General features: G+C 35.9%; 14 protein-coding genes. 4 read left to right on the top strand and 10 right to left on the bottom strand.

The genetic code is table 11. From position 1 onward, the window contains the following. Positions 1-2: 2 nt before the first annotated feature. From K0U91_RS04985 to K0U91_RS04940, 10 genes are all read right to left on the bottom strand, one after another. Entirely contained in the window at positions 3-1,178 is a 1,176-nt protein-coding gene (locus K0U91_RS04985) for a DegT/DnrJ/EryC1/StrS family aminotransferase (RefSeq protein WP_258561811.1), read from the bottom strand. An 18-nt stretch (positions 1,179-1,196) separates the two neighbouring features. Further along, positions 1,197-2,153: a GDP-L-fucose synthase family protein gene (locus K0U91_RS04980; RefSeq protein ID WP_220178631.1), complete on the bottom strand. Its 957-nt coding sequence runs from the start codon at positions 2,151-2,153 to the stop codon at positions 1,197-1,199. Further along, entirely contained in the window at positions 2,146-2,844 is a 699-nt protein-coding gene (locus tag K0U91_RS04975) for an FkbM family methyltransferase (protein ID WP_220178630.1), read from the bottom strand. The genes K0U91_RS04980 and K0U91_RS04975 overlap by 8 nt, the downstream gene beginning before the upstream one ends. 53 nt (positions 2,845-2,897) lie before the next feature. Further along, positions 2,898-3,500 (bottom strand): CatB-related O-acetyltransferase, encoded by a 603-nt coding sequence (locus K0U91_RS04970; protein WP_220178629.1) that lies wholly within the window; start codon positions 3,498-3,500, stop codon positions 2,898-2,900. Positions 3,501-3,552: 52 nt separating this feature from the next. Continuing rightward, a complete protein-coding gene (locus K0U91_RS04965; RefSeq protein ID WP_220178628.1) occupies positions 3,553-4,827 on the bottom strand; it encodes an ABC transporter ATP-binding protein in 1,275 nt (424 codons plus the stop codon). Positions 4,828-4,870: 43 nt separating this feature from the next. Next, positions 4,871-5,728 carry an ABC transporter permease gene (locus K0U91_RS04960; protein WP_219970153.1) on the bottom strand — a complete coding sequence of 286 codons (858 nt, stop codon included), beginning with the start codon at positions 5,726-5,728 and terminating at the stop codon, positions 4,871-4,873. A gap of 166 nt (positions 5,729-5,894) precedes the next feature. Then, complete coding sequence (rfbA, locus tag K0U91_RS04955; protein ID WP_219970154.1) at positions 5,895-6,758, bottom strand: glucose-1-phosphate thymidylyltransferase RfbA; 864 nt, start codon at positions 6,756-6,758, stop codon at positions 5,895-5,897. A gap of 6 nt (positions 6,759-6,764) precedes the next feature. Next, the gene (locus K0U91_RS04950) at positions 6,765-7,208 is read right to left on the bottom strand and encodes a hypothetical protein (RefSeq protein ID WP_220178627.1); all 444 of its coding nucleotides are present in this window, start codon (positions 7,206-7,208) and stop codon (positions 6,765-6,767) included. Positions 7,209-7,215: 7 nt separating this feature from the next. Beyond that, positions 7,216-8,295, bottom strand: coding sequence for a dTDP-glucose 4,6-dehydratase (rfbB, locus tag K0U91_RS04945; protein ID WP_220178626.1), 1,080 nt, complete (start codon positions 8,293-8,295; stop codon positions 7,216-7,218). Between the two features lie 68 nt (positions 8,296-8,363). After that, the gene (locus tag K0U91_RS04940) at positions 8,364-9,677 is read right to left on the bottom strand and encodes a UDP-glucose dehydrogenase family protein (protein ID WP_219970157.1); all 1,314 of its coding nucleotides are present in this window, start codon (positions 9,675-9,677) and stop codon (positions 8,364-8,366) included. 290 nt (positions 9,678-9,967) lie between these two features. On the opposite strand from K0U91_RS04940, the gene rimP reads away from it, so the two are divergent. From rimP to K0U91_RS04920, 4 genes are all read left to right on the top strand, one after another. Further along, on the top strand, positions 9,968-10,435 hold the full coding sequence (rimP, locus tag K0U91_RS04935; protein WP_219970158.1) for a ribosome assembly cofactor RimP: 468 nt from the start codon (positions 9,968-9,970) through the stop codon (positions 10,433-10,435). 17 nt (positions 10,436-10,452) lie between these two features. After that, entirely contained in the window at positions 10,453-11,688 is a 1,236-nt protein-coding gene (gene nusA / locus K0U91_RS04930; RefSeq protein WP_219970159.1) for a transcription termination factor NusA, read from the top strand. Positions 11,689-11,764: 76 nt separating this feature from the next. After that, a complete protein-coding gene (infB, locus tag K0U91_RS04925; RefSeq protein WP_220178625.1) occupies positions 11,765-14,770 on the top strand; it encodes a translation initiation factor IF-2 in 3,006 nt (1,001 codons plus the stop codon). 311 nt (positions 14,771-15,081) lie between these two features. Continuing rightward, positions 15,082-16,023, top strand: coding sequence for a DUF6705 family protein (locus K0U91_RS04920; RefSeq protein WP_220178624.1), 942 nt, complete (start codon positions 15,082-15,084; stop codon positions 16,021-16,023). Positions 16,024-16,057: the final 34 nt, after the last annotated feature.

Below are 16,057 nucleotides of genomic sequence, written 5' to 3'. Positions count from 1 at the left end.
ATTTATTTTCGAAGTAAATTTTCAAAAACTATAAGATCTTCTTCCAGAAGTTCAGGATAATTCCCACAATAGAAGCCATTGTTGTGCATCATATCTGCACCCGGCATATTGTAAACTTCTTTCACATATTTTTTGTAGAAGGGCTGGCTCTGCATATTTCCTGCAATCATAGGGCGTATTTCTACTCCTGCGTCAATAAATTTCTGTAAATAATGAGTTCTTAATTCTGCTGTTCTACATACAAATGGAAACGCAAAAGTTGAGAGCACATTAATATGATCATGCTTTAAAGGCAAGAAATCAGGATTCTGGTGGACTACTTTTTCAATCCTGAGATAATTCTGCTCTCGGGAACTGATGTTTTTTTCTAAAAACTGCATTTGATATTGACCAAGAAATCCGGTGATTTCTGTGGGTCTAAAGTTGTAGCCAAGATCGTAAAAAGTATATTTTGCTTCAAATTCAGATTGTATTCCGAAGTGAGCTCTCCATTTTTGCTGCTGTTCAGGATTCAGATTTCTGTCCCAGCCGTTTGCTCTCACTATGCGAAGCATTTCTGCAAGATCATCATCACTTGTACAGACCATTCCGCCTTCTATCGTACTCATGTGGTGGGCTACAAAGAAAGAAAAACTTGCTCCAATCCCAAAGTTTCCTGTTCTGCCTTCTGGTAACTGTGTGCCTAGAGATTCACAATTGTCTTCGATCAATATAATATTTCTTTCTTCACAGATCCGTCGTATGGTATCAATATCTCCTGTAAATCCTAGAATATTGGTAATGAAGAGTGCCTGCAGATCTGTAGTTTCTAATCTTTCCAATAAATTTTGGGAAGTTGTATTGATCACTTCAGGGGTAACATCGATGACCACAGGAACCATATTCATCTGGATTATAGGCATAGTGTTGGTAGACCATGTAAGGGCAGAAAACCCTATTTTGTCACCGTCTTTCAGTTTGCCCATGTTTTTCAGAGCCTGGAGCATGGCTAAGTTTGCGCTTCCGCCACTATTAAATAAAACGGCATGTTTGCATTGCTGATATTCTGCGAATTTTTTTTCAAATTTTCCGCATTCTACGTCCATGCTTAAACGGTCTGCATTAAGTATAAATTCTGCTAAAGCTTTTTTGGTTTCTACTTCATTTAAGAAGGCTTTACGCATCAATGGTATTTTCATCTGTAAGTATTTATTGTTTTAAAGTACAGGTGCTGTCTTATCTGTTTCATCCATGAGTTCCTGATATCTTTCTATAACCTGATCAATTCCTTGATCTAAATTTATTTCGGGTATAAAGCCAGTCTCTGCCATCTTACCAACATCCATACATTTTCTCAGCATGCCGTTGGGTTTTGTATTGTCCCAGATCACTTCGCCTTTATAATCTACTTTTTTAGCAATGGTTTCTGCCAATTCTCTGATTCCGATGTCATCACCGGGACCAATATTAATAAATTCATGCGAACTATAATGTTCAAACATAAATAAAATTGCTCGGGCACAGTCATTTACATGCAAAAATTCTCTTCTAGCAATACCGGTTCCCCAAAGTGTAACCGATGCCGCATTTTCTTCTTTAGCATCCACAAATCTTTTAACTAATGAAGACAAAACGTGCGCATGCGCCAGATCAAAACTGTCATTGGGACCATAGAGATTGCTCGGCATCAAACTGATACTGCTGAAGCCATATTGTTGGTAATAAGTTTCTAATAATTTGATCCCTGCAATTTTACTGATAGCATAACCTTCGTTGGTAGGCTCCAGCTTACCGGTGAGAAGATACTCTTCTTTCATCGGCTGCGGAGATTCTTTCGGATAAATGCATGAGCTTCCCAAAAAAACAAATTTTTTCACCCCATTTTTATAAGAAGAATGGATCACATTGGCCTGCATGATTAAATTATCATATAAAAAAACTGCAGGATTGTCTATGTTAGCCTTTATACCGCCTACTTTTGCTGCAATATGGATCACATATTCCGGCTTTTCTCTATGGAAAAAATCTTCAACAGCTTGCTGATTGGTTAAATCTAATTCGGAATGCGTTGCGGTAATGATATTGGTGTAGCCTGCTTCTTTAAATACATTTAAAGTAGTGCTTCCCAACATTCCGCGATGTCCTGTGATGTATATTTTTGAGGATTTATTCATGAGATTTTAATGTCCAATTTTCCCAAACAAAATCATACTGATAGGTCAACTCATGAGTTTTAGAAAGTTCATGTTGAATTTTTTCCATTCTATCTCTCGCATTATCGATTACAAAATCATGAAATTGAACCTGAATGTTCTTAAACTTATCAACCAGCTTTTGTTTAATCAAAGATTCTAACAAATCATATTCTCCCCCTTCAATATTAATTTTGATTAAATCAACAGATTCTATGTGCTTATTCTCAATAAAATCTGTAATTGATTCTAAACGGATTTTTGTTTTGATGCCGCCTACACTAAAGATTGAGGAAGCGTTATCTGAAATATTTATTTCAGTATCAAAAGATCTATCTGCCAATCCAAAATTATAAGAATGCACTTTTCTGTTTTTTATAAAACGTTTTAAGCAAATTTCATAAAATTCTTTTAAAGGTTCAAAAATATAAATGTTTGATTGATATTTGCAAAATATATCTCTTGCAAATTCTCCTTTATAACCACCGACATCAAAAACTATCGAATTTTCGTTCAAGTCGTAGTTTAATCTTAAAGTTTCATCACCTTTATCTGCAAACCACGAAACAACTCTTTTTGCCTGTATTCTATCATTTTCTGAAATGGGAGCTTTGTATATTATTTGCTCCTTTGATAAAATGATTTTAGCTATTTTTTTTAATTTTTGTATCATGTTTTTATAACTTTCACCGTTAATGAGAGTAATGTGTATGTAATTGGGAATTATTAATTTTTTTCAAATAAACCTGTTTGTTCTAATTGTTCAATTTTTTGTTTAGCAAGGCTCAAGCTTTCATCCCACCAATTAGAATTATTTATTAAATTAATTTGTTCATCAGAAAACCTCATTCTTATAAATCTTGCGGGAGATCCCCCAACTATTTCAAAAGGTTTTACATCTTTATTCACGAAAGAATTTGAACCTATAATCGCTCCATTTCCTACAGTAACACCTCTTCGGATAATAACATTAGATCCTATCCAAACATCATTTCCAATGGTACATTCTTTTTCGGTCAAAGTTTTGAAGGGATCTTTATAAAAAATACTATTAGTGGAGACCCTTTGAATTTTATGTTCACCAATTCCAATACTGACATTATTTGCAATTGAACAATATCTTCCAATTTTAGAACTGGTAATGACTCCATGAAATCCTACATAGGTATATTCTCCAATCTCATTCTGCCCGCTCAATAAAGTGGTAGCCATAATTTGTACATTAGGGAAAAGATCTTTTTTATCAGGAAAAAGGTCATCTAGATTTTGTTTGCCAACTAATTTCTTCTTGAGAATCAGTTTTATTTTTTTTAAAAAGCTTTTTATCATAATTCTGCAGTGATTTTTTTACAACTTATCACAGAAAAAATTAGTCCTTATCCTACAGTTTCAGCCAATCAGGATTTTGAAAAAACAATCCTGCTGATCTTGGTAAATTACGCTGCGTATATTTTCCACCATCCAAGATATTAAAGGAAATTGCACTGTCTATATTGTCATATATTTGATGTCCGGTCGTGTTGGCAGATATCAGAGTAATAGAATAGCTACCAGGAAAAAGCCTGATGTCTTTTAATGTTATAAGAAACTCTTCCTGCTCAGATGTATGGTGCAATTCAAAGTTTGAATCTCTTGGCATGATGTGAAATACAGGCATGTCTTCCATAGTTTTTACCTGTATGCCAATTTCTGATCTCTTTTCACCAGTGTTATTTCTGATCTTTAATTTGAGAACGATATCATCGCCAATTGAAAAATTATTAGAATGCTGATTTTTATTATTCAAAATTTCTACCGATTCAAAAACAATATTTTTACTTCCGCTTCTCAGAGAATTATTATCGAAGAAAACATGTGTTTCATTATTTTTTTCGACATTCATATAGGTGTTTAAAACTGTATCAATGGCACCTGAATCTTTCATTTTACCATTTTCCAGCAATATTCCTTTCTTGCATAATGCTGAGATTGCAGCCATGTTATGGCTTACAAACAAAATAGTTCTGCCTTCACCCTTCGTTACATCACCCATTTTTCCAAGGCATTTTTTCTGAAATTCTGCATCACCTACGGCCAGTACTTCATCTACGATGAGAATCTCAGATTCTAAATGTGCAGCTACAGCAAACGCGAGACGCACATACATTCCTGAAGAATACCTTTTTACAGGGGTATCAATATATCTTTCAACCCCAGAGAAGTCTACGATTTCATCGAATTTCCTTTTGATTTCTTTTTTAGTCATGCCAAGGATGGCGCCATTAAGATATACATTTTCACGCCCCGTCATTTCGGGATGAAAACCTGTTCCTACTTCAAGCAGTGAAGCAATCCTGCCGTTTGTATATATTTTTCCGGTAGTAGGTTTTGTTACTTTACTCAAAATTTTAAGTAAGGTAGATTTTCCTGCACCGTTTCTTCCGATAACACCTACAGCATCGCCCTGCTCAATTTCAAAATCAATATCCCGTAAAGACCAAACGTAATCAGACGATCCTTTGGCACTTCTATCGTTCGCTTCGCCAATTTTGAGGTAAGGATTTTCTTTTCCTCTTATTTGATGCCAGAATCTGTTGAGGTCGTGGGTTAAAGTACCCGTTCCCACCTGCCCGAGGCGATATTGTTTTGATATGTTTTCAGCTTTTAAGGCAAGCATATTTTTGTTTTTTGGTTAAATAATTTTTCTTTTTGTGTGAATTTTATACCGTGTCTATGAAAGATTTTTCAGATTTATTGAAAACAACGATTCCGAATAATAAAACAACGGTGATGAAAGTAAAACTCATCAGTAATCTTGCCATATTAAAATCTCCGGAACCTATAAATCCGTATTTAAAACATTCAAAAATAGGTGTCAGAGGATTCAGGTCTGCTAAAAAACCATAATTTCCTAATTTTTGTTTTACTAAAGATGTAGGTAAAATTACCGGAGTAAACCACATAAACAAACTTACCCCAAAACCTAATAACAGTGATAAATCTCGATATTTGGTGGTGAGTGACGAAAATATCATTCCTAAACCCAGAGAAAACAATGAAAGAAATATAAGTAATATTGGAGAGAACAATGCCCAATAATTTGGTTGTACTTCACCTAAATATAAATAATATCCCAATACAGCAAAAAATAAAATTAGTTGTATGCCTAAACGCATAAAGCTGGAAATTATAGTAGAAATAGGAGTGACCAATCTGGGGAAATATACCTTTCCGAAAATGCCGGCATTACCTGTGAAAACGTTAGAAACACTGAGCATCGTGGTGCTGAAATAACCCCAGAGTGTATTTCCTGCCAAATAAAATAAAATTGGGGGAATACCATCAGTAGGTAAATTAGCAATGCCTCCGAAGACGAGGGTGAAAACAACAGTGGTCAAAATAGGATTAATGAAAAACCACAGCGGACCCAAAATAGTCTGTTTAAAAGATGAAATAAAATCTCTTTTCACAAACATAATGACCAAATCTCTGTATTGCCATACTTCTTTTAAATTAAGCTGGAATAATGAGTGTTTAGACTCAATAACGTTGGTCCATTGTTGTTGGGGTTCATTCATTTGTGGGAAAAATTTTTTACAAATTTAATAATTAATTGGTTACCTGTTTTTATAAACATGAAATCTCTTCATTTATTTTAAAATGTATAATTATGATATTCGCAAGTGTGTTTTAAAAAATGAAACTATTGACCTTATAATCAATAGTTCCATTTTATGTAGTTTATTATTTACCAATAAGTTTTTTTAAATATTCACCATATCCGCTTTTGCCGTATTTAGCAGCTGTTTCAAGGAGCTTTTCTTCATTGATGAATCCGTTTCTGAAGGCAATTTCTTCGATACACCCTATTTTGAAACCCTGTCTTTTTTCAATGACGCTTACAAATTCTGAAGCATCCTGAAGGGAATCAAAAGTACCCGTATCCAGCCAGGCTGTTCCTCTGTCTAACACTCCAACTTCGAGTTTTCCTTTACTCAGGTATACATTATTGATATCGGTGATTTCCAGTTCGCCTCTTGACGATGGCTGTATGTTTTTTGCAATTTCCACCACTTCATTATCATAAAAGTACAGTCCAGGAACGGCATAATTTGATTTTGGATGTGCAGGCTTTTCTTCAATAGACACCGCTTTAAAATGATCATCAAACTCTACTACACCATATCTTTCAGGGTCAGCAACGTGATAAGCGAAAACCACTCCGCCTTCAGGATTGGTCTTATTTTTCAGTAAAGTGCCCATTTCTGAACCGTAAAAAATATTATCTCCCAAAACTAATGCTGCAGAATCATCTCCAATAAATTGATCACCTAAAATAAAAGCCTGCGCAAGACCATCCGGACTTGGCTGTACCACGTATTCAATATTACAGCCGATCTGTGAGCCATCACCTAAAAGCTTGATAAAACCTGCCTGATCATGAGGTGTGGTGATGATCAGGATATCTTTGATTCCTGCTAACAATAACGTTGACAGCGGGTAATAGATCATTGGTTTATCATACACCGGCATCAGTTGTTTGCTTACGGCAATCGTCAATGGAAACAATCTTGTTCCTGAACCGCCTGCTAATATTATTCCTTTCATTAAATGTTATTTATATTTTTCAATCTCTTTATTAATATACCCAGTGAAGTTTGTAATAATCACATTGTTATTTATAAACAAACCGCCAGATTTAATTAATTGTCCGTTTAAAGTTTTATATAGTTTTATTAATGTTTTCAAGTTATCTTCTGAAACAGATGAAAAAGCATTATAAATACTGTATTCTTTGAAAGCTTTAAAGTCAAAATTACTGAGAATACTTTCTGCTTGTTCCTTAGTTAAAATTCTTACATGTTCTCCGTTTTCATATTTAAACATCTTAGAATACATATAATTCATACCAAATTCCTTTAAAGATTCCGCATAATTAGAAACTTTTACAAATTCGTCAATCAATCTAGCCTGCTCCATATTTGGCATTGCTACTGCAGGAGGGTTTTGTGAAAATACCGAAAGAGAAATGATAAGAGCGAAAAAAGTGAAAAGCAATCTCATATTAATTATACTGTCCGTCGTAGTATTTTTGATAATCTCCGGAAGTTACATTCTCCAGCCATTCTTTGTTTTCCAGAAACCAATCAATCGTTTTTCCCAATCCCTGTTCGAAAGTTACGGACGGTTTCCAGCCAAGGTCTTTATTCAGTTTTGAAGCATCAATTGCATATCGTTTATCATGTCCTGGTCTGTCTTTCACATAAGTAATCAGTTTTTCTGAATGACCAGCAGGATTTCCTAATTTTTCATCCATCTGTTTGATCAGTTCTTTTACCAGATCAATATTCTGCCACTCATTGAACCCACCAATATTATAAGTCTCACCGGTTTTAGATTCATTAAAAATCTGGTGAATTGCTTTGGCATGATCAATAACAAACAACCAGTCTCTTGTATATTTTCCGTCACCATAAATTGGCAGAGGCTTTTCGTTGATAATATTTGAAATACAAAGTGGAATTAACTTTTCAGGAAAGTGATTCGGGCCATAATTATTTGAACAGTTTGAAAGAATAAATGGCATTCCGTATGTATTTCCATATGCCCTCACCAAGTGATCAGATGCTGCCTTACTTGCCGAATACGGAGATTGCGGATCGTAAGCTGTTGTTTCAAGAAAAAATCCTGTTTCTCCTAAGCTACCGTACACTTCATCGGTGGATACATGATAGAAAAGATTTTTTCTCGGCTCATTCGGAAATCTTCCGTGTGTATGTTCCGGATTAAGAGTCCAGAATTCGATACAAAGATTGAGCAGATTTGCCGTTCCGTTTACATTGGTGTTGATGAATGCATTCGGGTCTGTAATGCTTCTGTCAACGTGACTTTCTGCAGCCAGGTGAATCACAGCATCTGGATTGTATTTTTCGAAAACTTTTCTTAATTCTTCGGGTTTTGTGATATCTGCTTTTTCGAAAACGTAGTTGGGTTCGTTTTCAATGTCTTTAAGGTTTTCAAGATTCCCTGCATAGGTTAATGCATCGAGATTGATGATTTTTGATTCCGGATTGTTTTTCACAAATTCCCTTACAACGTGTGACCCGATAAAGCCTGCCCCGCCTGTGATGATGATGTTTTTCATGTCGTATGTATTTACCGCTTTTAACGGAATCTGATTTGAATTAATTTATGCTTTATAGCAAAAAGCCGCTATCCGCCGATTGTTTTTCTTCCTATACTCTTATAATAGAACCCGTTTTGCTCAGGAGTTTCCAAGGGAAACATATTTCTTCCGTCAAAAATAGCATTGTTATTCATTTTCTCAGCCATCAGCTTGAAATTTGGATTTTTAAATTCAGGCCATTCTGTAGCGATAAATAAAGCATCTGCATTTTGTAAAGCTTCATACATGGTTTTGGCATATTGTATTTTATCACCAAGAATTTTCTGAACATTTTTCTCAGCTACGGTATCATAGGCAACTACTTTTGCTCCTTTTTTCAACAGCAAATCAATATTATCTAAAGAAGAAGCTTCACGGATGTCATCTGTATTTGCTTTGAAAGCAAGCCCCCAAACTGCAATTGTCTTCCCCTCAATGTTTCCACCAAAGTATTTTTCGATTTCTGAAACCAAAATGACCTTCTGGGAAATATTAACGTTTTCTGTTGCCTCTAAAATCTGAAAATTAAAATCTTCATCTTTTCCTGATCTGATTAATGCCTTCACATCTTTAGGAAAACAGCTTCCTCCGTACCCAATCCCCGGAAATAAAAATCTGTGTCCTATTCTGTCATCACTTCCCATCCCGAGTCTTACCTTATCAACATCGGCACCTACTTTTTCGCAATAGTTGGCGATCTCATTCATAAAAGTGATTTTTACGGCTAAAAATGAATTAGAAGCATATTTTGTTAATTCAGACGATTTCTCATCCATAAATATAATAGGAATTCCGGTATTGGTGAATGGCTGGTAGATCTGGGCCATGATGTCTTTTGCTTTTTCAGAACTCGACCCTACAACCACTCTCGCAGGGTTCATAGAATCTTCAACGGCAAAACCTTCTCTTAGAAATTCGGGATTAGAAACGACGTCAAATGCAGTTGTTGTTTTTGATGCGATTACTTCAGTTACTCTGTCGGCAGTTCCTACCGGTACAGTACTTTTGTTGACAATGACTTTATATTCAGCCATCATTTCACCAATGTCATTGGCTACTTTTAGCACATACGAAAGATCTGCAGAGCCATCTTCACCTGGAGGTGTAGGCAGTGCAAGATAGATAACTTCACTTTTGTCTAAAGCTTCTTTTAAGTCGGTTGTGAAAAAGAGTCTTTCTGCCTGTATATTTCTGAGGAACATTTCTTCAAGATGGGGCTCATAAATGGGCACAATCCCGCTTTTCATGTCCGCTACTTTTTTTTCATCGATATCAACACAGTATACAGAATTCCCAAGTTCTGCAAGCGTAGTTCCTGTGACTAATCCTACATAGCCTGTTCCAACTATTGTAATATTCAAAATATATGTTTTTAAAAAATTCTCGACAAAAATACTAAAAATACTTTCATGGTCTTTTAATTTAGTGATAAGTTATCATGGATGATTGATAAATTCATAATAACGCACGTATTCTAACATGATTTTAATTTTTTTAAACTGCTGAATTATAAATTCTTATTTAATTGATTATGAACAGTATTTGTTTATTTTATAAAATTGTTTTATATTTGCAGGAGATTTACGGGAAAAATGAGAAGGCTTCGCAAGAAAGCCTTTTTTCGTACAGGTAGATCATGATTAATAATTATATGGAGTTTAGAAAAAATATTGAAACATTATTAAGTAATTTCCTTGAAACCAGAGAGGATTTATTTCTTATTGATTTGAAAATTTCTGCAGCAGATGATGTCACTGTAATTTTAGATGGTGATCACGGCGTAACTTTACAGGATTGTCTGGATGCAAGCCGTGCTATAGAATTCAATGCAGATCGTGATGAGCATGATTTCAGCTTACAGGTGATGTCGGCGGGATTGAGCGAGCCTCTGGTAACGCCGCGACAGTTTAATAAGAATATAGGAAGAGAAATCGAGATCATGCTGGAAGACTCTTCGATGATCGAAGGTGAATTAGCTAGAGTAGATGATGAAAAAATCACACTGATTCTTCGTTATCGAAAACCGAAAGATATCGGGAAGGGTAAAGTAGACGTAGAAGAGGAAAAAGAAATTTTATACTCTGAGATTAAAAAAGCGTTGGTAATAGTTAAATTTTAATAAAGAAAAAAAGATAAATGGATAATATAGCGTTGATTGAATCCTTTGGTGATTTTAAAGACGAAAAAGGGATCAGTAAGATCGATCTGATGGCAATTATTGAGGATTCGCTGAAAACTCTTTTAAGAAAAAGATTTGATTCTGATGATCATTTTGATGTCATTGTAAACCCTGATAAAGGTGATTTTCAGATTTTCTTAAACAAAACAATCGTTGAAGACGAAATGTCTGAAGATGATGATTTAGAAATCGAAATTACCGAAGCGAAGAAAATCGACCCGACTTTTGAAGTAGGTGAAGATTTTACAATGGAAATTCCGGTGGCTCAGTTGGGAAGAAGAAATGTTCTTACGCTGAAGCAGATCTTGGCTACGAAATTGCAGGAACATAATAATGCAATGCTTTATGAGCAGTTCAAAGATAAAATCGGGGAGATTGTAACAGGAGAAATTCACCATATCCGTCACAAGCATGTGATTTTGTTGGATGACGAAGACAATGAGTTTATCCTGCCGAAAGAAAATCAGATCTCATCTGATTTTTTCAAGAAAGGTGAAAATATAAGAGCTATAGTAGAATCTGTAGATTTTAAAGGATCTAAGCCGCAGATTATCATTTCAAGAACTGCGCCTAAATTCCTTGAGAAATTATTGGAATTGGAAATTCCTGAGATTCAGGACGGAACGATTATCCTTAAAAAAGCGGTAAGAATTCCTGGTGAGAAAGCAAAAATCGCTGTTGATGCGTATGATGACAGAATAGATCCTGTAGGAGCTTGTGTCGGAGTGAAAGGATCAAGAATCCATGGTGTAGTAAGAGAGCTTCGAAACGAAAATATAGATGTCATTCAGTGGTCAAAAAACCCTGAAATACTAGTGAAGAGAGCTTTAGGAAACGTTACCATCAATAAAATTGAAATCAATGAGGAGACAAACTACGCAATGGTTTATACCCCTGTTGAAGAGATTTCTAAAGTGATCGGTAAGCAAGGGCAAAACATCAGATTAGCTTCATGGTTGACAGGATACGAAATTGATGTATACAGAGAAGCAAGCGAAGATGATGATGTTGATTTAAGAGAATTCAATGACGATATCGAGCAGTGGATTTTAGATGAGTTTAAGAAAGTAGGTCTTACGACTGCAAAATCAGTGCTTGATAAAGATACGGAAAGCCTGTTAAAGATGGTTGACTTGGAAGAGGAAACAATCAATGACGTTAAAAGTATCCTGAAAGCAGAATTTGAAGATTAAAATGTAAATAAGTTTTAATACAAACAGTAAAAAGAATACTTTAATTTTAAGAATTAAAAAACAGTAAATAATATAGATGCCAAAAATAAGATTAAATAAAGCGGTTAAGGAATTCAATATATCGATGTCGAGACTGGTAGAATTTTTACAGTCTAAAGATATCGTGGTTGAAAGCAATCCTAACGCTCAATTAGAAGAGGCGGCATATTCTGCATTGGAAGCTGAGTTTGCCAAAGACGGCGAGCAGCGTAAGGCTTCCCATGAGGTGGTAATTTCTAAAGTTCCGGAAGAAAAACTGGAAATCGAAGAAAAGAAAACCCCTGAAGTAATAAGAGCTAAAGCTAATAAACCAGAAACCAGAGTTTTAGGGAAAATCGATTTGGAACCTAAAAAACCTGAAGCTGTGGAAGAAATTCCTACTCCTACTCCGACACCTGCTCCAGATCCTGTTGAGGAGAAAGAAGAGGTTGTTGAGGAAGTGAAAGAACCGGCTAAAGAAGAACCAAAAACGGTTTCTGAAACAAAACCAACACCTGAAAAGCAGGAGTTTAAAGTGTTGGACAAAATTGATTTGTCTCAGATTGAGGGAAATAGAAACAGACCTGCCAAAAAAGATAAACCTAAAGTGGAAGAGGTAAAAGCAGAACCAAAAGCTGCTGAGCCTGTAAAAGAAACACCAAAACCGGTTGAAAAGCCAATTGAGAAAGTGGAAGAAAAAAAACCAGAACCTGTAGCTGAAGAGCCTCAGGAGTCTCAGAAGATTGAAACGGTTTATCAGAAATTGGATGGGCCGAAGATTGTTGGTGAGAAAATCGACTTAACGCAATTTGCGCCAAAACCGAATTCCGGAGCCAAGAAAAAAAGAAAAAGAATAGAAAAGCCGGGACCTAATACAGGAACCAACCAACAAGGCGGAAATAATCAACAAGGCGGACAAAACCGTCCACAAGGGCAAAACGGCCCGGGTGGAAACCGTCCTCCAGGACAGGGTGGGCCTCAAGGCAACAGACCTCCGGGACAAGGTGGTCAAAACCGTCCTCAAGGTCAGAATGGCCCAGGTGGAAACCGTCCTCCGGGACAGGGTGGGCCTCAAGGCAACAGACCTCCGGGACAAGGTGGCGGAAACCGTTTTGGAAACAACACCAGACCTGGTCAGAGAACAATGCCTGTCGAATTGACCGACGAACAGGTTAAAAACCAAATCAAGGAAACCCTCGAAAAATTAACCAATAAAGGAGGTAAATCTAAATCTGCTAAGCACAGAAAAGATAAAAGAAGTTACCGTAGGGAAGAGAATGAGCGTCAGCAGGAAGCAGATGCAAGAGATACATCACTAAAAGTTACAGAATTTATTACGGTTGGTGAATTAGCCAGCTTAATGAATGTTTCTGCGACTGAAGTTATTTCTGCTTGTTTCTCTCTAGGAGTAATGGTTACCATGAATCAAAGACTTGAAGCCGACACTTTACTATTGGTAGCAGATGAATTTGGATTTAAAATTGAATTTTCGGATGCTGATCTTGAAGAAGCGGATTCTGAAGAAAATATTGATACAGAAGAGAGCCTTGTTTCAAGAGCACCGGTTGTTACCGTAATGGGTCACGTTGACCACGGTAAAACTTCATTGCTCGATTATATTAGAAAAACCAACGTAATTGCAGGTGAATCCGGTGGAATTACCCAGCATATCGGAGCTTATAACGTGCAGCTTGAAAACGGTCAGAGAATTACATTCTTAGATACACCAGGTCACGAAGCCTTTACTGCGATGAGAGCAAGGGGTGCACAAATTACTGATATAGCAATTATTGTAATCGCTGCGGATGATGACGTGATGCCTCAAACGAAAGAAGCAATTTCTCACGCACAGGCGGCAGGTGTACCGATGATTATTGCAATCAACAAGGTAGATAAACCGAATGCAAACCCGGACAACGTTCGCCAGCAGCTTTCAGGAATGAATATCTTGGTAGAAGAGTGGGGTGGAAATGTTCAGGCACAAGAGATTTCAGCTAAAATGGGTAACAATATGGATATCCTTTTAGAGAAAGTATTGCTGCAGGCAGAAATGCTTGAATTAAAAGCAAATCCTAACCGTGCCGCACAAGGTGTTGTGATTGAAGCTTCACTAGATAAAGGAAGAGGTTATGTAGCAACCATGTTGGTACAGACTGGAACTTTAAAAGTTGGAGATTATGTTGTTGCAGGTAAAAATCACGGTAAAGTAAAAGCTTTGCTTGACGAAAGAGGGAAAAACCTTGAAGAAGCAGGACCATCTATTCCGGCAACGATCTTAGGTCTTGACGGAGCGCCTACAGCAGGTGATAAATTCAGAGTATATGCAGATGAAAGTGAAGGTAAAGCGATCGCTAACAAGAGAGAGCAGTTGCAGAGAGAACTTTCCATCAGAACCAAGAAGCATACGACCCTTGAAGAATTGGGTAGACGTATCGCTTTAGGAGAATTCAAAGAATTGAATATTATTCTTAAAGGTGACGTAGATGGATCAGTAGAAGCACTTTCTGATCAGTTACAGAGATTATCAACAGAAGAGATCAGTGTCAACATTCTTCATTCAGGTGTAGGACAGATCACAGAATCTGACATCAACTTGGCTGCAGCTTCAGATGCCATTATCATTGGGTTCAACGTAAGAGCCGGTGCTAATGCAAAAGAGCTTGCAGACCGTGAAGAAATTGAGATCAGAACCTATTCTGTCATCTATAAAGCAATCGATGAGGTAAAAGAAGCGATGGAGGGAATGCTTTCTCCGGAAATTCAGGAGCAGGTAATCGGCAATGTAGAGATCCGTGAAGTCTTCAAGATTTCTAAGATCGGAACGATTGCAGGTTGTATGGTTCTTACCGGGAAAGTAACCAGACAGTCGAAAGTAAGATTACTGAGAGACGGCATTGTGAAATTCGACGGTGAGCTTGAAAGTTTAAAACGTTTCAAAGATGATGTAAAAGAAGTTACAAAAGGCTACGAATGTGGATTGAACCTGAAAGGCTACAACGACATCGAGCAGAACGACATTCTTGAAGTATACGAAGAAGTTGCTGTGAAGAAAAAATTGAAATAATATTCAGTTATAAATATTAAACTGCCCGCATCGGATGATGCGGGCAGTTTTTGTTTTATTTAAATTTTTATTAAGATAGTCCTTCCGTCAGTTCGAGTGTTTTTCGTAGCAAAGCGAAGAAAAATGTATCGAGAACCCTCTTTGAAAATTTAAAAACTAAAACTAATTCAACTAAAGAATTTGGTGAACTTCTACAAGAAAATAATGGACAAGTTGATAATGCATCTATAGAAGGTGAAATAGGACAAGCAGGAATTAGTTTCAATATAAGTGGTCAAATTGATGGCTTTCTACATTCTCATTATGTTGGTTTGTTATCAGTATTTTCTCCTGCCGATCTTGCAACCCTTTCTGGACTATATAAAAATGGAAATATAAAAGATCCAGACGCTTTTGTTTTAGGACTAGTAACTGCATCTAATACTCAGTATATGATTGTAATTGATGACTTAACAAAATTTAATATTTTTGCAGGAGAATTTATAACCGCAGATGGGCAGATTAACTATGATTATATTGAAACTTATACTAGATGGAATTATGCACAATATAATATCTTATATAATAATTTGTCAAGTGTAAATGAATTAGGGTTTGTTAAGTTTCTTTTGGACAAAAATAGTGGCTTGAAAGTATTAAAAGGTTCAAACAATTCTAATACTTGGGAAGAGCTTAGAATTAAAGATGGAAAAATAGATCAGTACCATGTAACTAAAAAAATAGAAATAATAAAAAATATAACGCACATTCTAAGCATCATATTTGTAATGATACTTTTTAACAATTGCTCAGCACAGCATGTTCAGGATCCAAATGCCAATAAATTTGCTGGAACTTGGAAATGGGGAGATACTACAAACGGAGTAACTTTTATCATGAAAAAAGAAGATAACATAAGAATATTTGGGCAAAATGAAAGTCAAGTACTTGATGCAATTATAGGCTTTCATAAGATATATAAGAATGGGATACTAACAGAAGATAAAACTATGTATAGTAATACTAATTTCATAGATAAAAAGAAATCTTTTATTGCAGGAACAGCAATTCATGAGCCTAATCCTAATAAATTATTTGTGAATATGACCCATAAAAATAAAAATATAGAATTAACAATTTTATATATAGATTCCACACATATTAAGATAACAGAAGTTAGAAATATGGAAGGAGCAAGATTTGTTCGACCAGGAGATCCTCCAATTGATTGGTCAATTGATATTCCAAATAATATAGTTCTTACTAAACAGTAGTAGATAAACCTCCAATTCGGAGGTTTTTTTGAAA

The sequence above is a fragment of the Chryseobacterium sp. LJ668 genome, from assembly GCF_019613955.1.
Classification (GTDB): domain Bacteria; phylum Bacteroidota; class Bacteroidia; order Flavobacteriales; family Weeksellaceae; genus Chryseobacterium.
Note: the sequence above shows the minus strand (reverse complement) of the source record. Positions and strands in the feature narration are given on the sequence as shown.

Bases quoted from the DNA above. Each gene is read 5' to 3' on its own strand.
- K0U91_RS04965 (WP_220178628.1), bottom strand. From the start codon at position 4,827: ATGCTTGCCTTAAAAGCTGAAAACATATCAAAACAATATCGCCTCGGG.
- rfbB (WP_220178626.1), bottom strand. From the start codon at position 8,295: ATGAAAAACATCATCATCACAGGCGGGGCAGGCTTTATCGGGTCACAC.
- K0U91_RS04975 (WP_220178630.1), bottom strand. From the start codon at position 2,844: ATGATACAAAAATTAAAAAAAATAGCTAAAATCATTTTATCAAAGGAG.
- K0U91_RS04970 (WP_220178629.1), bottom strand. From the start codon at position 3,500: ATGATAAAAAGCTTTTTAAAAAAAATAAAACTGATTCTCAAGAAGAAA.
- K0U91_RS04985 (WP_258561811.1), bottom strand. From the start codon at position 1,178: ATGAAAATACCATTGATGCGTAAAGCCTTCTTAAATGAAGTAGAAACC.
- rfbA (WP_219970154.1), bottom strand. From the start codon at position 6,758: ATGAAAGGAATAATATTAGCAGGCGGTTCAGGAACAAGATTGTTTCCA.
- K0U91_RS04980 (WP_220178631.1), bottom strand. From the start codon at position 2,153: ATGAATAAATCCTCAAAAATATACATCACAGGACATCGCGGAATGTTG.
- rimP (WP_219970158.1), top strand. From the start codon at position 9,968: ATGGAGTTTAGAAAAAATATTGAAACATTATTAAGTAATTTCCTTGAA.
- infB (WP_220178625.1), top strand. From the start codon at position 11,765: ATGCCAAAAATAAGATTAAATAAAGCGGTTAAGGAATTCAATATATCG.
- K0U91_RS04960 (WP_219970153.1), bottom strand. From the start codon at position 5,728: ATGAATGAACCCCAACAACAATGGACCAACGTTATTGAGTCTAAACAC.
- nusA (WP_219970159.1), top strand. From the start codon at position 10,453: ATGGATAATATAGCGTTGATTGAATCCTTTGGTGATTTTAAAGACGAA.